Raw genomic sequence first — 21,352 nt, 5'->3', positions numbered from 1 at the left:
CCTGAGACTAGAACGGGTTCTAGTTCGCGTCAACGATTGGGGGTCAGTAGCGATGACACTCGCCGAACCGGCGGGGCGCGCCTCACCACCCACCGCCCGCGTGGTCGCGATCCTGGACTTCCTGGCGCGCCATCCGCACGATCGGTTCGGCCTGTCCGAACTGGCCCGCCGGGTCGGGCTGAGCAAGCCCACCTGTCTGGGGATCGTCACCACCCTGGCCGAGAGCGGCTACCTGGTGCGCGAATCCTCGGACAAGACCTACCGGCTGGGCCCGGCGCTGATCACGCTCGGCCATACCGCCCAGGAGTCGATGCGGGTCAGCCCGGCCGCACGCACCGAACTGGGACGCCTCAGTGAGAAGTTCGATGCCACCGCGGCACTCTCGGGCGTCGTCGACGACCGCATCACCCTGCTGGAACTGGTGGCCCCGACGGGCACGCCGCCGGCGGTGCGGGTCGGTCAGAGCTATCCGTTCGCCCCACCCGTCGGACTGATGTTCGTGCTCTGGGACGAACGAGCCGTCCGGGAGTGGCTGGCCAAGGAACCCACCATTCCGCTGCGCACCGACAGCGATCGCCTGGCCCGGGTGATCACCGAATGCCGTGCCGCGGGTTATCTGGCGGAGCGGCTGACTCCCGGTGGCCGGCGGCTCTATGCCCTGATGGCCGGGATGTCGAGCACGCTGCCCGACGAATTACGGGCGCTGCTGGGCGAATTGGTCTCCGATATCGGCGAACGGGTCTACCTGCCCGACGACGAGCCGCCTGCGCACAGTGCGGACCGTGGCGAGCCGGGGCCACCGACCCGGCACGACATCAGCGTCATCGCCGCGCCGGTCTTCGACCATCACCGACGCCAGGTCATGGTGGTCTCGCTGCAGATCGGGCATGCCCTGACCGACAGCGAGATCACCGAACGAGCCCGCGAGGTGATGACCAGCGCGGCCGCGCTGACCGCCCAGCTCGGCGGGTCGAGACCGGACCGGACCTAGACCTCGGCCAGCACCGCGAGCGCGTCGGTCGGCGCCACCTGCAACCCGCACCGGTCCTTGTAGGCGGTCAGCGGCGCCTGGATGGCACGCAGCTCATCGGCCTCTTGCGGATGATCCTTGAAATAGCCGTCGAACTGACCGACCGCGACGAAGGCCGGCTGCCGGGTGAAGTCGATGAGCGCCGCATTCACGTCGGGATGCGCGGCGAAGTACGCCGACAGCTCCTTGGTGACCGAACTGATGGTGTCGGCCAGCCCAGCCGCGTTGCAGTCGCCGGCTGCGGGCGCCGACGTCGTCGGAGTCGCCGGGGCGGGCGTGCTGTCCGAGTCCTCCGGATCAGCCCAGGCGGTCGGCATGCCCAGCATGGCGCCGGCGGCACCGGCAACGATGAGACCGAAGGTGGCGCGCCGGAAGGCGGCGATACGAGCCATGTGTGTACTCCTTTGCAGCGGATCGGCCGGGGCATCCCGGCCCTGTAGAGCACGTCGCCTCGGCAAACACGGCTGTTACACAGGTGGCGGAAATTCACTTCTGTCCGCACGGCGCGATGTGTTGCGATGGCAGCCATGACGGACCCGATCTGGCCGCTGGCGAACTTGGAGGTGACCACTCCGACCCTGGGCCTGCGCTACATCACCGACGAGCTGGCCACCGAACTCGCGCGCCTGGCGGCCGGGGGTATTCACGATCCTGCCACCATGCCGTTCTCGGAGCCGTGGACCGACGTGCCCTCGCCCCAGCTGGAACGCAACAGCCTGCAGTACTTCTGGCGCTGCCGCGCCGAGGTGACCCCCGAACACTGGGACCTGCCGCTCGCCGTGCTCGCCGGCGGGCGGCCCGTCGGGGTGTGCACGGTGCACGCCGAGCAGTTCCCGGCCCACCGATCGGTGACGACGGGGTCGTGGCTGGGCCGCGCACATCAGGGCCGCGGCCTCGGGCGGGAGATGCGCCAGGCCGCCCTGCATCTGATCTTCGCGGGCTTCGGCGCCGGCGAGGCCACCACCCGCGCGTGGCACGACAACGCCGCATCGCTGGGTGTCACGCAATCGCTGCCCTACGTGCAGACCGGCACCGCGCAGGAACAACGCCGCGACCGGACCGACACCATGCTCGCCTTCACGATGCGCCGTGCCGCATGGAAGCCGATCCGCCGCAATGACATTCATCTGAGCGGCGTGCCGGCCGTCGCCGCGCAGCTGGGCTTCTCACCGCACTGCGGCGAGCGCGAACGGGAGGACGGCTGACGCACCGGCAGCCCGCACCACCCGTGCCGCCATGGTCAGCGTCCACCCGGTATCGGTGACATCGTCGACGAGCAGTACCGGTCCCGCATCCACGTGGACCGGTGCCTCCCACGCATCCCGCAGTCCCGCCACCCGGTAAGCCGAGTTCGCCGCGGTGACGGGCCGGTGCTCGGGTAGGTACCGCAGCACCCCGAGATCGGTAAGCCTGCCGAGCTGGGCCAGCCGGGCCGCGGTCGAGCGGATCAGCTGCGGCCTGGTGGCCGAGTCCAGCGCCAGCACCGCGGTGGGCCTGGTCTTCCAGTCCCATGCCTTGAGCACCGCTATGGCGGCCTGCACCAGGTCATCGGGGACTTCACCGTCGGGCTCGTCCAGCAGCCGCCGCAGCCGGGTGCCCCAGCCCAGGTCGGTGAGCCGGCCGATCACCCGGCCAGGTTCCGGGCCGTCCCCGATGCGGCCGGACAGGTCGACACCCAGGGACGCCAGCCCGGTGGGCCATTGGCGGCGCGGGGCGAACTCCACCCCGGGTCGCATCAGCTGCTCGCGGGCCGATTCGGCCGCCGACACATCGACCGCGTTCGGGTAACGGGAGCCGACACAGTTGTCACAGCGCTCGCACCGATGATCGGCCGCCAGGTCGGGGTCATCGAGCTGCCCCCGCAGGAACGCCATCCGGCACCCAGATGTCGACTGGTAGTCGAGCATGGCCTGCTGCTCGCGCTGCCGGGCCTCCGCCAGCTTTCGGTACCGCGGTTCGTCGTAGCCCCACGGTTGGCCGGTGCTGATCCAGCCGCCCTTGACCCGGCGCACCGCGCCGTCGACGTCGAGCACCTTGAGCACCATCTCCAGACGCGACCGGTTGAGGTCGACCAGCGGTTCCAGCGCGGCGGTGGACAGCGCCCGGTCCGGCTCGAGCGCGCCGATCACGTTGCGCACCATCGCTTCCGACGGGAACGCCACCGAGGAGAAATACCGCCACACGTCGGCGTCCTCGCGACCTGGCAGCAGGATCACCTCTGCGCTGGCGGTGGCACGACCGGCACGGCCCACCTGTTGGTAGTAGGCGATCGGTGAGGACGGCGCACCCAGATGCACGACGAACCCGAGATCGGGTTTGTCGAAACCCATCCCCAGCGCCGAGGTGGCGATCAGCGCCTTGACCCGGTTGGCCAGCAGGTCGGCCTCCAACTGCTCGCGTTCGGCGGCCTCCGTCGACCCGGTGTAGGCCGCCACCTGGAATCCGCGTTCCCGCAGCAGCGCGGCGATATCGTGGGCCTGCGACACCGTGAGGGTGTAGATGATGCCCGAGCCGGGTAGCGAATCCAATTGCGCGGCAACCCATGCCGCGCGTTGGGCTGGTCCCCCGGCCTGTACCACCGACAACCGCAGCGACTCCCGGTCCAGTCCGCCGCGCAGCACCAGGGTGTCCGCTCCCCCACCCGGCATACTATCGGCACCGCCGACGCCCAACTGGGCGGCGACATCCTCGACCACTCGGTCGTTGGCTGTTGCCGTCGTCGCCAGAACGGGTATATCGGAACCCAATTCGGCGATCAGCGTCCGGATCCGGCGGTAGTCGGGACGGAAGTCGTGTCCCCAGTCCGAGACGCAGTGCGCTTCGTCGACCACCACCAACCCCGCGTCGGCGGCCAGTGCGGGCAGCACGGCGTCCCGGAAGTCCGGATTGTTCAACCGCTCCGGGCTGACCAGCAACACATCGAGTTCACCCGCGGTCACCCGTCGATGCACGTCCTGCCATTCGGTCACATTGCTGGAGTTGATCGTCGCCGCCGCCACCCCGGCCCGCTGCGCCGCCGCCACCTGGTTGCGCATCAGCGCCAGCAGCGGTGACACGATGACCGTCGGCCCGCGCCCGGCGGCCCGAAGCAGCTTGGCGGCGATGAAGTACACCGCCGATTTGCCCCAGCCGGTGCGTTGCACCACCAGCGCACGCCTGCGCCCGACGACCAACGCTTCGATGGCCGTCCATTGATCATCGCGCAGCACCGCCTCCTGGCCTGCGAGCTGCTCCAGGATGGCCTGCGCGTCAGTACGCGTAGGTGTTGACAGGCTTGGGGATCGGGGTGGCACGGGTGACCTCCAGGGTCGGGATGAAATGGGTGGAAGGATTCGAGGACCCCGGGATGACACGCCCTTCGATGCGCAGCCAGGTGTCATCGGGATGACCGGAGATGTTGCCGGACAGATGGACCCGGGCAAGCTGCGCATCCGCGGCGCAGCAGATGATCACCACCCGGGCCAGGTCGTCGCCCATGACGAAGCCGGTGGTGCTGATCGATCGGTTGTCCAGGCTCTTCGTCGAGTCGGCGGCCGCGCGCATCAGCAGTTCGGGCAGGGAGACCGTGCCATCCGCAGGTAGCGGCGGGAACGGCCGCAGATGCGGCTGCGCGGCGGCCGGCGACTCCGGAGTCGCGCCGACCACGCCCATGGCCGGTACCGCCACGAATGCGGTGAGCGCCACCGGGATCAGCAGCAGCCAGGCCGTACCGCCGTGGTGGTGGTGCTCGGCCGCACCGTGGCGCGCGTCGGCGAGGAATCCGGCCAGCCCCAGCACCACCAGCAGCACCGCGGCCGCGATCAGCCACGGCAGTAGACCCGGTTTGACGAAGTTGAGGTAGGTGCCTTTCACCACCAGCAATCCCGCACTCAGCCCGATCAACAGCACCAGCGTGTTCTGCACGACGCGGCTCATGACGCGGTCCCCAGCACCAACAGTCCGACCGCGATGGCACTGGCGGTGGCCACCAGCAGGGTGAGCGGCGCGAACCGGACCGCGAACGCCCGGCCGAACATCCCGACCTGCATGGCGAACAACTTCACGTCGATGGCCGGGCCGACCACCAGGAACACCAGCCGGGGCAGCAAGGGCAGCATGGTGAATCCGGCCGCGACGAAGGCGTCGGCTTCCGAACAGAGGGCCAGCACCACCGCCAAGATCGCCATCGCGAGGATCCCGACCACCAGGTTTCCGGCCACGTGCTCGAACACCCATGTGGGCACGAACGCCCGTAGCAGTGCCACCGCCGCCGCGCCGATCACCAGGTACCCGGCGGACTGCAGGAAGTCGTGCCGGGCAGCACCGGTGAACACCGACCAGCGCGGGGCCGAATCATCGTGCGGGGTCGGCAGGGTGCGGGTCACCCACGCGGCGCGGCCCCAGCGCTGCCACAGCAGACCCATGGTCACCGCGGTGAGAAGCGAGGCGGCGCAACGGGCCGCCACCATCTGCGGCTGACCGGGGAACGCGACCGCGGTAGCGACCAGTACCACCGGGTTGATGGCCGGCGCCGAGAGCATGAACGTCAGCGCGGCACCGCCGGTTTCGGGGCTGAACAACCGGCGCGCCACCGGGACCGAGCCGCATTCGCAGCCCGGCAGGGCAGCTCCCCCCACCCCGGCGGCGGCCACCGCGAACACCGGGCGCCGCGGCAGCCAACGCTGCAGCCGCTCAGCGGTCACAAAGGCGGCGACCAGCCCGCTGACGATGACGCCCAGCACCAGGAAGGGCAGCGCCTGAACGAACACCCCGCAGAAGATGGTGGCGGCGGCCGCCAGCCGCGGGTGGGTGGTCAACACGCCGCTGACCGTCCCCGCCGACAGCGCCAGCACGATGAGACCGACCAGCAGGAACTCCAGTGAGCCCACCCTGCGGCGCGTTGTCGCAGTGGTGGCCATGGCCTCTATCTTGCCCGGGCCTCCTGACAGTTACCCAGATCGACGTTTTGGCCGGTTCTTCTCGACCTTTCCCGCCCGTGTGATCAATTGGGCGGATAGGGGGTCAGGCGTTGGAGGCTTCCTGCTCGCGTTTGATTTCCAGCGCGATGTCGATGAGCTGATCCTCCTGGCCACCGATCAGTTTGCGTTGGCCGACCCGGAGCAACAACTCATGGGCGGGCACGCCATAACGTTCGCCCTGGCGAACTGCGTGTTTGAGGAAGCTGGAGTACACCCCGGCGTAGCCCATGATCAGGGCGTTGCGGTCGAGCAGGCATTCGGCGGGCATCGCGGGGGCGACGACCTCTTCGGCGGCGTCGGCGATATCGAAGAAGTCGATACCGGTCTTGACACCGATCTTGTCGAACACCCCGACCAGCGCCTCCACCGGCGCGTTACCGGCACCGGCGCCGAACCGGCGACACGACCCGTCGATCTGCTTGGCGCCGGCGCGCACGGCCTCGACCGAATTGGCCACGCCGAGCCCGAGGTTCTCATGACCGTGAAATCCGACCTGGGCGTCATCGCCGAGTTCGGCGACCAGCGCCGCGACCCTGTCGGCGACCTGATCGAGCACCAGCGCACCGGCCGAATCCACGACGTAGACGCACTGGCAGCCGGCATCGGCCATGATGCGGGCTTGGGCGGCCAGCTTCTCCGGGGCGATGGTGTGGCTCATCATCAAAAACCCGACCGTCTCCAACCCGAGTTCACGGGCCAGCCCGAAATGCTGGATCGACACATCGGCCTCGGTGCAGTGGGTGGCGATCCGGCAGATCGACCCACCGTTGTTCTGCGCCTCCTTGATATCTTCCTTGGTGCCCACCCCAGGCAGCATCAGGAACGCGATCTTGGCGTTCGTCGCGGTCTCGGCGGCGAGTTTGATCAACTCCTGCTCAGGGGTTTTCGAGAAACCGTAGTTGAAACTCGATCCGCCCAGCCCGTCACCGTGGGTGACCTCGATGACCGGCACGCCCGCGTTGTCGAGTGCGGCGACGATCGCCTGCACTTCGTCTTTGGTGAACTGATGGCGCTTGTGGTGGCTGCCGTCGCGCAGCGAGGTGTCGGTCATCCGGACATCCCAGCTCGCGTCGAACCAGACTTCTGCACTCATGCTTGCGCTCCCGTTCCTGCCGACGCCCGTTCCTTGGCGATTTCCTCGCCCACCTTGGTGGCCGCGGCGGTCATGATGTCCAGATTCCCCGCGTAGGGCGGAAGATAATCCCCGGCACCTTCCACTTCCACGAACACCGTCACCACATGGTTGCCGCCGTTGACCACCGACGGCTCGTCGAACTGCGGTTCGTTGAGCAACCGATACCCGGGCACATAGGTCTGCACCTGCGCGACGACCTCCTTGATCGACGCGGTGATCGCCGCCTGATCAGCATCCTCGGGGATGGCACAGAAAATGGTGTCCCGCATGATCATCGGCGGCTCGGCCGGGTTCAAGATGATGATCGCCTTCCCCTTGGCGGCCCCACCGATATCACGCACCCCGGCGCTGGTGGTCTTGGTGAACTCATCGATATTGGCCCGCGTCCCCGGCCCCGCCGACGCCGAGGACACCGACGCCACGATCTCGGCATAGGCCACCTGCACCACCCGGGACACGGCGTACACCATCGGGATGGTCGCCTGCCCACCACAGGTCACCATGTTCACGTTCGGCGCATCCAGATGCGCACGCAGATTCGCCGGCGGGATCACCCCGGGCCCGACCGCCGCCGGGGTCAGATCGATCGCCCGGATCCCGGCCGCCTCATACCGCGGCGCCGCAGCACGATGCACATACGCACTGGTCGCCTCGAACACCAGATCCGGCAATTCACTGCGCCCCAGAAGCCAATCCACACCCTCATGACTGGTCTCCAGGCCCAACTTGCGGGCCCGGGCCAAACCCTCAGACTCCGGGTCGATCCCGATCATCCAGCGTGGTTCCAACCAGTCCGACCGCAACAACTTGTACAGCAGATCGGTACTGATATTGCCCGACCCGACAATCGCCACTGATGCCTTATCAGCCATAAGAACGGCTCTCCCTATTCGAAACTCAGTCGGACTGAACCTAGTCCGTCGAAATCTGCTACGAAATCGTCACCCGGACGTGCATCTATCGCACGCATGCACGCCCCCGGCAGCACGATGTCGCCGGCCTTCAACCGCACCCCGAACTGGTCGACCTTGCGGGCCAGCCAGGCCACCGACGTGACGGGATTGCCCAGCACCGCGTCGCTGCGGCCCTCCGCCACCACCTCACCGTTGCGTTTAAGCACAGCGCTGATGTTCTTGATATCAATATCCTTGGGCGACACCCGTTCCGGCCCCAGCACCCAACCGGCCGACGACGCGTTGTCCGCGATGGTGTCGCACAACTTGATCTTCCAGTCGGTGATGCGGGTGTCAATCAACTCGATCGACGGGGCGAATGCCGCCGTCGCGGCCAGCACGTCGTCCTCGGTGCAGCCGGCGCCCGGCAGATCGTCGGCCAGGATGAAGCCCACCTCGACCTCGACTCGCGGGTACAGGAACCGGCCCACCGCAACCGGCTTGTCCTCGAAGACCTCCATATCGGCCAGCAGATGACCGTAGTCGGGCTCGTCGACGCCCATCATCTTCTGCATCGCCTCTGAGGACAGCCCCACCTTGTGCCCGATCACCCGCGCGCCTTCGGCAACCCGCTGCCGAATGTTGATCAACTGGATCTCGTAGGCATCCACGACATCGATGTCCGGATACCGGTCCGTCAACGGGGTGGTGGGCACCCGGCTGCGCTCCGCCTCAGCCAGATCGGCAGCAAGCTCGTCACGGACCTCGACACTGAGCATCTTGGTGAATTCCCCTCATAACCTCGGTAAGCCCTCGACCGGCACAGTTACGGGCCTGTTGTCGAAAGGCGCTGCAATTCTATAACGTGTTCTACATGACTGGACAGGAGTACGACGTCGTCGTGGTCGGCAGCGGCGCTGCCGGCATGGTCGCCGCCCTCACCGCTGCTCACCAGGGTCTCTCGACAGTAGTCGTCGAGAAGGCTCCGCACTACGGTGGTTCCACTGCGCGGTCAGGTGGCGGCGTGTGGATCCCGAACAACGAGATCCTCCAGCGTGACGGGGTCAAAGACACCGCCGACGCGGCCCGGAAATACCTGCACACGATCGTCGGCGACGTGGTGCCCGCGGAGAAGATCGACACCTACCTGGACCGCGGTCCGGAGATGCTGTCCTTCGTCCTCGCGAACTCCCCGCTGAAGCTGTGCTGGGTGCCGGGGTACTCCGACTACTACCCGGAGACCGCGGGCGGCAAGGCCACTGGACGGTCGGTGGAGCCCAAGCCGTTCAACGCCAAGAAGCTCGGGCCCGACGAGTCCGGCCTGGAGCCGCCGTACGGCAAGGTGCCGCTGAACATGGTGGTGCTGCAGCAGGACTACGTCCGACTCAACCAGCTCAAGCGCCACCCGCGTGGTGTGCTGCGCAGCATCAAGGTGGGCGTGCGTTCGGTCTGGGCCAACGCGACCGGTAAGAACCTCGTCGGCATGGGCCGCGCACTCATCGCACCGCTGCGTATCGGCCTGCGCAACGCCGGGGTTCCGGTGTTGCTGAACACCGCGCTGACCGATCTCTACGTCGAGGACGGCGTGGTCCGCGGGATCTACGTACGGGCCGACGGCGCACCGGAATCTGCTGAGCCACAACTGATCCGGGCGCGCAAAGGGGTTATCCTGGGCTCCGGCGGCTTCGAGCACAACGAGCAGATGCGGGTGAAGTACCAGCGCGCACCCATCACCACCGAATGGACGGTCGGCGCCAAGGCCAATACCGGCGACGGCATCCTGGCCGCCGAGAAGCTCGGTGCGGCATTGGAACTCATGGAGGACTCGTGGTGGGGCCCGACGGTCCCGCTGGTCGACGCGCCGTGGTTCGCCCTGTCCGAACGCAACTCTCCCGGGTCGATCATCGTCAACCTCAAGGCCCAGAGGTTCATGAACGAGTCCATGCCCTACGTCGAGGCCTGCCATCACATGTACGGCGGTCAGTACGGTCAGGGTTCGGGCCCGGGCGAGAACGTGCCGGCCTGGCTGATCTTCGACCAGCAGTACCGGGACCGCTACATCTTCGCGGGACTGCAGCCGGGACAACGGATTCCGAAGAAGTGGTTGGAGTCCGGCGTGGTCGTCAAGGCCGACACGCTGGCCGAGCTGGCCGAGAAGACCGGCCTTTCCGGCGAGGCCTTGGCCGCCACCGTCGAGCGCTTCAACGGGTTCGCCCGGACCGGTGTGGATGAGGATTTCCACCGCGGCGAGAGCGCCTACGACCGCTACTACGGTGATCCGACCAACAAGCCCAATCCGAACCTGGGTGAGATCAAGAACGGCCCGTTCTACGCGGCCAAGATGGTGCCGGGTGACCTCGGCACCAAGGGCGGCATCCGCACCGATGTGCACGGCCGGGCCTTGCGCGACGACGGCTCGATCATCGAGGGGCTCTACGCCGCAGGTAATGCCAGCTCACCGGTGATGGGCCACACCTATCCCGGCCCGGGTGGCACCATCGGACCCGCCATGACCTTCGGATACCTGGCCGCCCTCGCCGTAGCCGGAAAGGCCCGCTAGTGCCCATCGATGTCGAAAAGGCGCTCGCCGCCGACCTGGAGCCCATCGAATTCTCCTGGACCAGTAGCGATATCCAGCTGTACCACCTGGGGCTCGGTGCGGGTGCGGACCCGATGGACGAGCGCGAGCTGCGCTACCTGACGGACAACACCCCGCAGGTGCTGCCCACCTTCGGCAATGTCGCGGTCAGCTTTCACATGACCGAGGCGCCGACGGTGCAGTTCCCGGGGATCGACATCGAGCTGTCCAAGGTGTTGCACGCCAACGAGGGCGTCACGGTGCCGGGTCCCATCCCCACCAGCGGTAAAGCCTGGTCCAAGCAGCGCTTCACCGAGATCTGGGACAAGGGCAAGGCCGCCGTCATCGTCAGCGAGTCGACCGTGACCGACGAATCCGGCGCGGTGCTGTGGACCACGAAGCGCTCCATCTTCGCCCGCGGCGAGGGCGGATTCGGCGGGGAGCGTGGACCGTCGACCTCGGCGGAGCTGCCCGACCGGGCCCCGGACGCCGAGATTGCCCTGCCGACGCTGCCGCAGCAGGCGCTGCTGTACCGGCTGTGCGGTGACCGCAACCCTCTGCATTCGGATCCGGCGTTCGCCAAGGCCGCCGGGTTCGATCGGCCGATCCTGCACGGGCTGTGCACCTACGGCATCGGCGCGAAGGCCATCGTCGATCACTTTCTCGACAGCGACGTGGCGCAGGTGGCTTCCTACGGTGCCCGATTCGCCGGCACCGTCATCCCGGGTGAGGCATTGCAGGCCAATATCTGGAAGCAGGACGGCAAGTTCCTCGGTGTGCTGACCGCACCGAGCCGGGACAACGCCGTCGTGCTGTCCGGAGTGGAACTCATCCCCGCTTGATCACACGCGGCGGGCCGCGTCGTCTCCGGCGGTAGGCCTGCCGTGTTCGTGCGGTGAGACCGGAGCCGGCGCCGCCGTGCCCGCCGCCGGGCCCGCCGCACCGTGCTGCGGTGCCGCCGCATCGCGCGCGTCCTGGGCGGCCTGCCGCTGGTCCTGCTGGTGTTCGCGTTGGTCCTGTTCGGTCTGGCGCTGATCCTGCTGGGTCTGGCGCTCGTTCTGCTGCTGTTCGCGCTCGTCCTGCTGCTGACGATCGTCCGGGCGGCCCTGGTCCGTGGGTATCTGTCCGGCCAGCTGCGAGCCGAGGGACCCGAGCGAACCGAGCCCGCCCGCGCCGCCCCCGGCGCCCGACCCCGAGCCACCGCCCTGGCCGGCACTTCCCATGGCCTGCTGCATCATCGAGCCGAAGCTGCCGGTCTGCCCGCCCAGGCTGCCGGCCGCCTGCATCGGCGCCTGCATCATCTGACCCATCTGGCCGAGCATGCCGCCCAGCTGCCCGACGGACTGGCCACCCTGCTCATCGGCGTTCTGATAGGCCGACTGCGCCGCGCCGACCTTGCCGGAGAACTGGTTCTCCTTCGCCGACAACGCGGTGACATTGGCCGTCAGGGATGCTTCCAGCGCGGGCAGTACCGACGCGATGGTCATACTCATCGCATCGGCGCCCGGCGGGATCGTCGGCATCGGCGGCAGTTCGACCGACGCGGCATCCCAGGTGAGTCCTTCGGGTTTCTCCAGCGGACTCGTCATCGGCGGTCACCATTCATCGTCATCGACCTCGTCCTCCCCGTAGTCCAGGGATGGCGGTAGTGCCAGACCCTGTTTGGTGCCACCGCCCTCGGTTCCGCGGTGGCCCATCATCCCGCCACCCATGCCGCCCATGCCGCCGCCACCGGCCGCGACGGGCGCGACACCACCGACGACTGCACCGGCTGCGGCCTCGGCCGGCGCCACCGAGACGGGCAGCGTCTTGCCGACCAGGCTTGCCATCAACGGAGTCTGCGGCGACCCGCCACCGGCGCCCGGCAGCCCAGCGGCACGCACCATGCCCGCGCCGCCACCCGCGCCGGAGCCGCCCGCCAGCGGATGGTTGGAGAACGCCGAGAACGGCGAGGGCCCCATCCCGGCACCGCCGGGCGAGCCGCCCTTACCGAGCATCGAGGTGAGCTGCTGCAGCGGCTGGGTCATCTGCTGCAACGGCTGCATCAGCTGCTGGGGGGCCTGCCCGAGCGCCTGGCCGAGCTGCTGTGGCAATTGGGTGAGCATGGATCCCATCTGGCTGAGCATCTGCATCGCCTGCTGTGGGTCCTGACCGGCCAGCTGCTGCGGGCCCACCGCGGGCGGACCCGAGGCCGGCACGCTGGGCGGCGCCCCGATGGTGTTGGCCAGCTCGGTGGCGTTGGCGGTCACGGTCGCGGTGTTCTGCGACAACCCCAGTTTGATCCGGGCCTGCACCAGCTCCTGGGCGTTGCTGTAGGGCATGGACTGCAGTGCCATGCACTCCGCGTTCGTCTCTTCGGCCATCGTGTTGACCAGCGTCTTGGTGGCCACGACGGCGGCCTCCATGCTGCGCAGTTTCGCGGCGATGGCGGCGGCCTGGGCGCCGTTGGACTCATGACCACCGATGATCGTGGTGGCCTCGCCTGCCGCGGCGACCGCCGAGCCGCCCTGCCACACGTCGGCGAGCTTCATCAGCTGACCTGATTGCTGAGGCACCACGGTGCCGGTGATCTTGGCCGCCAGTGCCTCGTACTGTGCGGCCGCGGCACCGAGCGCGTCCTCATCGACGTTCGGCCAGCCCGGTCCGGTGACCGTCTGCGAACCGAACGGGCTCATATCGGGCTGTATGCCCATGCCAAGGCCCCCCTCGAGCGCATATGAACAGCAGTCTCGAGGTTACCGTGCGCCGGGCAGGCGGCCGAACACTTGTCGGATGAGACGCCTGAACGGCTGCACGTCCCGGTGGTGGTCGGACCGCCGCGTCCTGTGGGGCGAACCTCGCCGCCACTCATACCTGTCGCCATCGTGCGAAAACAGCAAATAAACGAGCCAGGATCGCCGACGCTCGGCCTTGCCGCGCGCGCTGCCGGTCCGCCCGCGTCCGCCGAAGGGATGATTCGGTGCGATTTCGCGACGAAACCCGGCACTCTCTCCTAAAATTGACGCAGCAGTGATCGCAGTGGGGGGCCCTCGGGAAGGGATATGCGACGCCGCGAAGAGCTGGAGTTCATTCCATTCAGGTTCGGGGGAACCGATTTCAGCGATCTTTCGGCCTCGCATATTCGAGTTCGGAGACGGGCGCCGCCCCGCGACGGGGACGGGAGCGGACGGGCGTGGGCGAGAGGGCTGAGCTTCGACGAGCCGTTGACGCGGCAGTCGATCATGCCCTTTCACGCCCGAGTGCACCCGAACACGAGGGTGACCGGTACCGGTATCGACCGGAACGGTTCGACGTGCACGTCTGATCGGGGAGGGCAGATGAATTCCACATGGAAGCGCCGCATCGAACAGGTTCGGAGGCGGTGGTGGGTCGTTGCCGCGGTCACCGCGCTCGCCCTGGCCGGCGCGACGATGTCTGCGTTGACCACACCCACCACCTATGTGGGGAAGTCGACGCTGGTGTTGTCGGGGCGAACCCCCGAACAGGACGCGGTGATGATGGTGGGCTACCTCACCATCTTCCGGGAGCCGGCGACGATCCCCCGGTTGCGCGCCGGGACGTCCATCCCCGCCGATGTCACCTTCGACGCCCAGACGGTCGCATCGAGTCCGATTCTGACCATCGAAGCGACCGCAAGCGACCCTGGAACCGCACAGAGCGCGGCCACGGCCATGGGGGTGGCGTTCAGCGATGACATCAACGCGGTCCAGAAGGAAGGCATCCAGGACAACGTCACCGACCTGGAGCGTCAGCTGGGGCAGATACCCCGGGTGGATCCCAACGGTGCGACGAACCCCTACTACGCGTCGCTGCAGGAACGCATCGATGCGGCCCGGGCCAACCTGGCCGACCAGCTGACCGCCCTGCAGCCCGAGGCGGGCGTCACCGAGGTCGCACCCAACATCATGTCGGCCCTCGGCCGGGCTGCGATCGGGGGTCTGGTTCTCGGCGTCCTCGCCGCGTTGGGTCTGGCGGCAGTGTCGTCACGCGTGACCAGTGAGGACGACCTGCAGGAGAAGACCGGGATCGAGCCGTTGGTGGAACTGCCCGGCCCCCGGTCCGGTGAGTCGGCCGGAGTGCGCCGAGATCGGTTGCGCACCTTGACCAATCTCATCAGCCTTGAGGATCTTCCCAAGCCGACCGTCATCGCACTGACCGCCGGACACGGCACCTGGGGATCCCGGAACATCGCCGCCGAGCTCGCCGAGCTGTCGGCCCGACGACACGAGCGGGCCGTGCTGGTCTACGCGGACAACGAGCCGGCGCAGTCCCGCGGTGAGGCCGGCTTCAACGAGGCACTCGCCGACCCGCGCCGGATACCCGATCTGTTGAGGGACGGCGACATCCCTTCGCTGAAAGTCCTCGCTGTGGGTGCGCATCTCGCCGACCGGTACCCGCTGGCGACCCGCGAGAGAATCCTCGCCGTCCTGGACGAACTCCGCTCGCACGGCGACATCGTCCTCGTCGCCGCCCCGGCGATATCAGACGGCAGTGACGCGTCACTGCTCTGTGCCGCAGCAGATGCCGCGATTCTCGTCGTCGCTGCGGGTTCGCGCGCCGGCGATATCAGCGCGGCCGCCGAGGCGCTGGAACGCGCACACGCGGCCGTGCTCGGGGCGGTGCTGATCGACGCCACGCAGACCTCCACGCACTCGGAGGCCGTGGACCGGTCGGACGTGATCGAGTCCGGACAGCGGCCGGCCCATGACCACCGCTCGCCGGTGCACACCGCCGACACCAGACCACATTCGTGGTCGGTGCCCGAACAAGATCACGCGTGAATCGACGCCTCTGATGACCGGTTCGCCGCACCTGGCGGGACACCGACTCGGGGACGGCCGGCACACGGCGTGGACGACCGCCCCGATCCTCGCCGCACTGCTGCTCCTGGTGGCGACGTTTCTGCATTCGCCGCTCGCGGACGACCTTCCCGGCAACACCTTCGCGATACTGATAGCTCTGGTCATCGGCGCCACCGTGTTGTGGATGGACGTATCGCCCACCAGGTTGCGCGGTGTCGGCGCGGTGGAATGGGCGATGGCGCTGTACCTGATGTGGAACGCCTACTCGGTGATCGCTCCACACGAGTACTCGACGGTGGTACCGCTGGACGGCTTGGACTACCCGCCCGCCCGGTTCATCATGACCGGCACGGTGATCCCGTTCCTCATGTACGCCGTGGGTCGCTACGCTTTCGACCGGCCGGCGGCGGTCCGGCTGTCGCTGTGGACCGTCCTGGCGTTGGCGGCCTACTCGGCCTGGGTGAGCATCCTCGAGTTCACCGGCCCGGCGAGTTGGGTCTGGCCCCGTTCCATCGTCGACGGGTCACTGCCCGCCGATCAAACCTGGGTCGGCCGTGCGGTGGGTGTCGTCAATCAGCCAGTGGTCAACGGTTTGATCCTGATCTTGGGCTTCGCCATCGCGATCACGTTGATGAGCCGGCACGGCGAGCCGACGTGGCGCCGGTGCCTGCTGCTCGTGGTCGCGGTGGCATGCGGATACGGGCTCTACCTGACGCACACCAGGGCCGCCTGGCTCAGCGGCGTGGTCATGCTCGTCCTCGGGGCACTGCTGGCCAAGGGCTACCGCTCCGGATTCACCGCGGCGCTCGGACTCATCGCCGCAGTCGTCGCACTCAACTGGTCGGTGTTCATCAGCTCCGACCGGGCGGCCGGCGGCGTGGGCTCACAAAGCGAGGTCTGGGACCGGCTCAACATGATCCGCACCGCGCTGTGGGCTTTCGGCCAAAAGCCCATCGAAGGCTGGGGAATCAACCGGTTCAGAGCGGTCAACACCTTCCACCACCAGCAATGGGCGCCAGAGGTGCCGTGGCGCAACGGGTACGGAATGCCCTCGCACATGAATGAACTCGGCATCCTCGCCGAACTGGGCCTGATCGGGCTGGCCCTCTGGATCGGCGTGCTGGCGCTCATCGCCCACCGGTTGTGGGACGCCTACCGAACGCTGCCCGACGGCGATATCTGCGGCAAACCTCTTGCCGTGATCGGGATCATCGCGTTGGCGACGCTGCTGTGCACCGGATCCACGGTGGATCTCCGGTTCCTCGACTTCCCCACCGCCGCAGTCTTCCTGCTCGTCGGAATCGCCGTCGGGTGGTGCGACCGGCACAAGCGGGAGCAGGCGCCGATCTGGGACAAGGCGGTGACTCATGCCGTCTCGGCTGCCCACCCGCGATGAGACCGTCTTCGCCACACTGACGCTCGCCGGATTCTCCTTCTGGTTCCTGCTCGGCTTTCCGTACGCCAACCACAACGAGTCCTTTGCGATCGTCGCACAGCTCAAAGAGATCGGGATGGTGCGCGCGCTCACCAGCGTCGTCGAGCCCGTGGCGAACTACCGGCCTCTCGGCCAGGCGCTCGCCTGGCTCGGCTATCGCTCCGCGGGCGCGATCTACCCCGTCGAGATCTTCAATTATGTTGTCGCCGGGGCCGCCTGGGTGCTCCTGTTCACGGCCTCGCGGGAACGGAAGCTGTTTGCGGTCACGGCATTGATCACCGGCGGGGTGTTCTTCACCGGGTACATCTACCTCTTTCACCTGCACGGGGTGTTCTACAGCCCACTGCTGTTCGTGACGGCGATGCTGTTCTGGCTGGATCGGGACTTCTCCCGCAACCGCTTCGTCGCCCTCACCCTCTGCACACTCGTGGCCGCGTTGTTCCATCCCTATTCGCTGCTGGTCTATCTCGCCGGCGTCGGCGGCATGGCGGTCGAGCGATGGCGAACCCTGGCGGGTCTCAGGGCCATGGTCGCCGGCGGCCTCGCGGCGGCGGTGCTGCTGTTCGTGACGCTGCTCGCCACCCAGTCCAACAAGAACGTCCTCACCGCCGGTGAGATGCTCGACGGATTGCTCGCCTCGTACCGATTTGCCGAGATCAACCTGATCGCCTCGCTGGTCGCCCTGTGTCTTGCCATCGTCACCTCGTTGAGCCTGCCTGTCGGTGTCAGACCGCGCAGGATCGTGGCCATCGGGTCAGGCATCGCGGGGTTGTCGTTCATCTATGCGGGCCTACCCGTGCTCCTGATCTGGATCGCCCTCTGCCTCGCCAAGACACTGCTGATGCGGAAATGGTGGATGGCGCTCGTATTGTGCTGCGCCACCTTGTTTCCCGCGCCGACCGCAACGGGCTCGCCCACCTATGCGATCTTCGCCCTGATGATCTGCACGGCCATTGTTCCCTACGGCAACTCAACGTGGGAAGAACGGCTTCGTATGCCGGCCCGAAGGGCAGCGGTCGCCGTCGTCGCCGTCGCCACGGCACTGCTGGTGCTCCTGCGTGTCGGGGTGGACCTACCGGTCGCGACGCACCTCGCGCAGCCCTTGATCGCCGAGCAGGAGAAGACCTTCCAAATGGAGCAGATCGCCCGGTGGCTGGCCTCATCGGAGTACTCCGGGTACGAACCGAGGTTCGTTCGTGCGGTGCGCAACCCCAAGGACGCCTCCGACTCCGTCGACCGGACGTTCCGGCCGCCCACCACCGACGAGGATCTGGCCATGTACATGCGCGCGCTGCGCGGCTCCTCCGCGCCGCCGCCGGCGAAGGACAAGATCGTCCTGGTGGGCTTCGGCGGCGACACGATGCCGCCAGGTGCGGTGCTGCTGACGGTGCCGAGCGCACACGCCGGCGTGGCACGGGTGGTGCTGCCGGAGAGCAGGAATCGCGATGTCACGTGATGCCGAAACGGTGGGCTGATGTGCGGCATCTGCGGCATCAGCAGTACGTCCGATCGGGCTTCCGCTCGCCTGGACCGGATGCTGGATGCGATCGTGCATCGCGGCCCCGACGGCGAAGGCCGCCTGCAGCGGCCGGGACTCGTCCTCGGGATGCGCCGACTGGCCGTCATCGACCTCGCCGGCGGTGACCAACCGATCTTCAATGAGGACGGCTCGGTTGCGGTCGTGTTCAACGGCGAGATCTACAACTTCCGCGAGCTGCGGACAGAGCTGGAACGCCACGGACATCATTTCGCCACCCGTTCCGACACCGAGGTTCTCGTGCACGGTTACGAACAATGGGGGGACGAAGTCCTGCACCGCCTCGTCGGCATGTTCGCCTTGGCACTCTGGGACGAGAACCGCCGCCGGCTCCTGGTCGCCCGGGATCGCTTCGGCAAGAAGCCGCTCTACTACTCACGCGAGGCAGGCGAGGTGGTGTTCGGATCGGAGATCAAGGCGGTGCTGGCCGCGGGCGTCTCGGCGGATGTCGACGACGCCGCCTTGCAGGACTACCTGGCCCTGCGCTACGTCCCGGCCCCCCGCACCCTCTTTCGGTCGGTGCGCCAGCTCCCCCCGGGGCACAAGTTCGTCGTCGGCGATGACGGATTCGCCGTCGAACGCTGGTGGCAGTTGCGCTATGAGCCCAAGCCGGCGATCACCGTTGTCCAAGCAGCCGACGAGGTCGAAGACTTGATGCGCACCGCCGTCGCGCGACGCCTCGTGAGTGACGTCCCCCTGGGGTGTTTCCTGTCCGGCGGCCTCGACTCCTCGACCGTGCTGTCGTTCATGTCGGAGCTCTCGGACGAGCCCGTGCGCACCTTCTCCTTCGGATTCGACGAGAGCTGGGCCGGCGATGAACTGGCGGCCGCCCGCGCCACGGCACATTCCTTCCACACCGTTCATCACGAGACCCGCCTCGGCCCCGACGAGTTCCTCCGGCTCCTGCCTGCCGCAGTCTGGCACCGTGACGAACCGCTCGCCGAGCCTTCGGAGATCCCCCTGCTGGCGCTGTCGCGGATGGCACGCGAGCACGTCACGGTGGTGCTCTCGGGGGAGGGCGGCGACGAGTTGTTCGGCGGGTACCCGAAATACCGGGTCGACGCACTCCTGGACCGAGCCGGTCGACCCGCACGCGCCGCGATAGGTGCGGGGCAGCTGCACCGACTGGCCGGCTGGCACCGGCTGTCGCGGCGGGCCAGATTGGCCGTCGAAGCCCTGGCGACTGCGGCGCCTGCGCAGCGATGGCCGGCCTGGTTCGGCGCCGACCGCTCGGCCGGCCTGCACGCAGCGGACCTGCGACCGCTGGACTCGGCACTATCCGAAATCGGTACCGGGCTGGGCCCTTTGGACCGCATGCTCGCGCTCGACGTCCACACCTATCTGGCCGACAATCTGCTCATTCGCGGGGACAAGATGACGATGGCGGCATCGGTCGAAGGACGGATGCCGCTCCTGGATCACCAGCTGGCCGAGTACGCGGCCCGGCTGCCCGCCTCTCTCAAGGCCACACCCAGAAGTACCAAGATCGTCATCCGCGAGATCGCCCGCCGGCGGCTGCCCGCAACACTGCTGTCCCGCACGAAGATCGGCTTCGCGGTCCCGGTGGCACCGTGGTTCCGAGGGAGTCTCGGAGACGTACTGGAGCGATTGACCTTCGGCCCGCAAGCGCGGCCCGACCCCCTGGTGGATCCGGAGCGGGTCCGGCGCGCCCTCGCCCTGCACCGGTCCGGTCACTACGACTTCGGCAAAGAACTGTGGAGCGTGCTCACGCTCGACGTCTGGGCACGGCTGTTTCTCGACGGCGCCGAGCCCGCGAGCCTCATATTCGATCGGTGACCCGGGTCCTACTGCAACCCGTATCTCCCCGCATATGACCACAAGTCATAGCGGCGCTCGCGGAAGATGAAATCGAGATTCGGGTATTCCAGCGTCTCTGCGGTCATCTCGACCCGGCTTCTCAAGTCGTTGACGACGGCACATGCCGCAAGAAACGTAGCCTGTTTGATTCGGGAATCCTGGCCCGACAATCGGGCCCAGAGCAGTTGTCCGAACTGGTTCTGCACTTTGTTGAACAGGTTCGCGTCGACCGGCATCGCGAGACGTTCACGTTGTTCGAGGAGGAGGGGAACGAGCCAATACGCATCCAGCGCGGATTGTCGGCCCACGAGCTTCCGCGTGATTCCGCACGGATTGTCGCGATAGTCGTACACAGACTCGCTCAGCGCCACGTAGCGTCCGCACAGCGGAAAGATCACCAGCGCGAAGATCGTGTCCTCGAAGTCCATGCCGTCCGGAAACCGAACCTTCTCGAACAGAGTTCTCCGGATCGCTTTACCCCACGGGTATCCCGAGGTACGCGTCATACGTTCGTCGAGTCTGGGTTGGCTGCAGGCTTTGTACCGAACGCGTTCGATCACGCCTCCAGCGGTGTCGATGACGTCGTAACCTCCCTGGACGATATCGGCCTGCTCGCGTTCCGCCGCGCCCAGGAGTAACTCGACACTGTTCGTCGCGAGTCGATCGTCGCTGTCGAGGAACACCAGGTACCGGCCCCGGGCCGCGGCGATGGCATGGTTTCTGGCGGTTGCCACCCCTGCGTTCAGCGTGCGAATGACGGTGAGGTCCTTGTGATCCCGATAGCCATCCAAGATTGCGGGGGTGCCGTCACCGGAGCCGTCGTCGACCACCAGGATCTCGTAACGATAGTTCGTGGCTTGGGCAATGGCGGAGTCCAGGCATTCCTTCACGTGGGATTCAGCGTTGTACGCGGGGACGATGATCGACGCATCCAGGTCGTCGGGTCCCGATACCAGTTCAGGGTGACACCTCGGCACCGCGCGAGGCCGCACCGTCGAAATACAGCTCTCCGGATCGAGGACGGCTCCGTCGTCCCACGATCGCCGCATCAACTTCTTGGCAGCGAATCCGGCGGAGAGCAGCGTCTCGAACACATCCGCGGCGAATGTCGCTGCGAGCTCCGATCCGGTCGATCTGGCGACCCGCCCGAACACCTTGTCCCGCAC

General features: G+C 67.4%; 18 protein-coding genes. 8 read left to right on the top strand and 10 right to left on the bottom strand.

The annotated features are described in order from the left end of the window. The first annotated feature begins 52 nt into the window (after window positions 1-52). A complete protein-coding gene (locus tag H7J86_RS17860; protein ID WP_187097075.1) occupies window positions 53-991 on the top strand; it encodes an IclR family transcriptional regulator in 939 nt (312 codons plus the stop codon). Here the strand turns inward: H7J86_RS17860 and H7J86_RS17855 are convergent. Further along, window positions 988-1,422, bottom strand: a complete 435-nt coding sequence (locus H7J86_RS17855) for a hemophore-related protein (protein WP_267292405.1) — start codon at window positions 1,420-1,422, stop codon at window positions 988-990. The two genes, H7J86_RS17860 and H7J86_RS17855, sit on opposite strands and share 4 nt — an antisense overlap. A 126-nt stretch (window positions 1,423-1,548) precedes the next feature. Here H7J86_RS17855 and H7J86_RS17850 point away from each other — a divergent pair, with 126 nt between their 5' ends. Next, window positions 1,549-2,235, top strand: coding sequence for a GNAT family N-acetyltransferase (locus H7J86_RS17850; protein ID WP_267292404.1), 687 nt, complete (start codon window positions 1,549-1,551; stop codon window positions 2,233-2,235). Here the strand turns inward: H7J86_RS17850 and H7J86_RS17845 are convergent. The 6 genes from H7J86_RS17845 to H7J86_RS17820 form a co-directional block, all read right to left on the bottom strand. Beyond that, window positions 2,197-4,239, bottom strand: a complete 2,043-nt coding sequence (locus H7J86_RS17845; RefSeq protein ID WP_267292403.1) for a RecQ family ATP-dependent DNA helicase — start codon at window positions 4,237-4,239, stop codon at window positions 2,197-2,199. The two genes, H7J86_RS17850 and H7J86_RS17845, sit on opposite strands and share 39 nt — an antisense overlap. Window positions 4,240-4,279: 40 nt before the next feature. After that, complete coding sequence (locus tag H7J86_RS17840) at window positions 4,280-4,945, bottom strand: TIGR03943 family putative permease subunit (protein WP_267292402.1); 666 nt, start codon at window positions 4,943-4,945, stop codon at window positions 4,280-4,282. Then, complete coding sequence (locus H7J86_RS17835) at window positions 4,942-5,928, bottom strand: permease (protein WP_267292401.1); 987 nt, start codon at window positions 5,926-5,928, stop codon at window positions 4,942-4,944. The genes H7J86_RS17840 and H7J86_RS17835 overlap by 4 nt, the downstream gene beginning before the upstream one ends. A 103-nt stretch (window positions 5,929-6,031) precedes the next feature. After that, on the bottom strand, window positions 6,032-7,081 hold the full coding sequence (gene dmpG / locus H7J86_RS17830) for a 4-hydroxy-2-oxovalerate aldolase (RefSeq protein WP_267292400.1): 1,050 nt from the start codon (window positions 7,079-7,081) through the stop codon (window positions 6,032-6,034). Beyond that, the gene (locus H7J86_RS17825) at window positions 7,078-7,995 is read right to left on the bottom strand and encodes an acetaldehyde dehydrogenase (acetylating) (protein WP_267292399.1); all 918 of its coding nucleotides are present in this window, start codon (window positions 7,993-7,995) and stop codon (window positions 7,078-7,080) included. Before H7J86_RS17825 ends, dmpG begins: the two co-directional genes overlap by 4 nt. 14 nt (window positions 7,996-8,009) lie before the next feature. Further along, window positions 8,010-8,795 carry a 2-keto-4-pentenoate hydratase gene (locus tag H7J86_RS17820; protein ID WP_090354305.1) on the bottom strand — a complete coding sequence of 262 codons (786 nt, stop codon included), beginning with the start codon at window positions 8,793-8,795 and terminating at the stop codon, window positions 8,010-8,012. 95 nt (window positions 8,796-8,890) lie between these two features. Between H7J86_RS17820 and kstD the strand changes: the two genes are divergently transcribed. Then, on the top strand, window positions 8,891-10,576 hold the full coding sequence (gene kstD / locus H7J86_RS17815) for a 3-oxosteroid 1-dehydrogenase (RefSeq protein ID WP_267292398.1): 1,686 nt from the start codon (window positions 8,891-8,893) through the stop codon (window positions 10,574-10,576). Continuing rightward, a complete protein-coding gene (gene chsH3, locus H7J86_RS17810) occupies window positions 10,576-11,436 on the top strand; it encodes an enoyl-CoA hydratase ChsH3 (RefSeq protein WP_267292397.1) in 861 nt (286 codons plus the stop codon). The genes kstD and chsH3 overlap by 1 nt, the downstream gene beginning before the upstream one ends. On the opposite strand, the gene H7J86_RS17805 is transcribed toward chsH3, so the two are convergent. Next, entirely contained in the window at window positions 11,437-12,183 is a 747-nt protein-coding gene (locus H7J86_RS17805; RefSeq protein ID WP_267292396.1) for a hypothetical protein, read from the bottom strand. 6 nt (window positions 12,184-12,189) lie between these two features. Continuing rightward, window positions 12,190-13,287, bottom strand: coding sequence for a hypothetical protein (locus H7J86_RS17800; protein WP_267292395.1), 1,098 nt, complete (start codon window positions 13,285-13,287; stop codon window positions 12,190-12,192). 624 nt (window positions 13,288-13,911) lie between these two features. On the opposite strand from H7J86_RS17800, the gene H7J86_RS17795 reads away from it, so the two are divergent. The 4 genes from H7J86_RS17795 to asnB are packed head-to-tail and all read left to right on the top strand — an operon-like array spanning window position 13,912 to window position 20,165. Next, on the top strand, window positions 13,912-15,375 hold the full coding sequence (locus tag H7J86_RS17795; protein ID WP_267292394.1) for a hypothetical protein: 1,464 nt from the start codon (window positions 13,912-13,914) through the stop codon (window positions 15,373-15,375). Window positions 15,376-15,388: 13 nt separating this feature from the next. After that, window positions 15,389-16,792: an O-antigen ligase family protein gene (locus tag H7J86_RS17790; RefSeq protein WP_187097089.1), complete on the top strand. Its 1,404-nt coding sequence runs from the start codon at window positions 15,389-15,391 to the stop codon at window positions 16,790-16,792. Beyond that, complete coding sequence (locus H7J86_RS17785; RefSeq protein ID WP_267292393.1) at window positions 16,764-18,287, top strand: hypothetical protein; 1,524 nt, start codon at window positions 16,764-16,766, stop codon at window positions 18,285-18,287. The genes H7J86_RS17790 and H7J86_RS17785 overlap by 29 nt, the downstream gene beginning before the upstream one ends. A gap of 18 nt (window positions 18,288-18,305) precedes the next feature. Continuing rightward, on the top strand, window positions 18,306-20,165 hold the full coding sequence (gene asnB / locus H7J86_RS17780; protein ID WP_267292392.1) for an asparagine synthase (glutamine-hydrolyzing): 1,860 nt from the start codon (window positions 18,306-18,308) through the stop codon (window positions 20,163-20,165). A gap of 8 nt (window positions 20,166-20,173) precedes the next feature. On the opposite strand, the gene H7J86_RS17775 is transcribed toward asnB, so the two are convergent. Next, window positions 20,174-21,352 carry a glycosyltransferase family 2 protein gene (locus H7J86_RS17775; protein WP_267292391.1) on the bottom strand — a complete coding sequence of 393 codons (1,179 nt, stop codon included), beginning with the start codon at window positions 21,350-21,352 and terminating at the stop codon, window positions 20,174-20,176.

Source organism: Mycobacterium hackensackense, assembly GCF_025822555.1.
GTDB classification, from domain to species: Bacteria; Actinomycetota; Actinomycetes; order Mycobacteriales; family Mycobacteriaceae; genus Mycobacterium; species Mycobacterium fluoranthenivorans.
The sequence above is the reverse complement of the archived record's forward strand: the minus strand, read 5'-3'. Positions and strand labels throughout refer to the sequence as shown.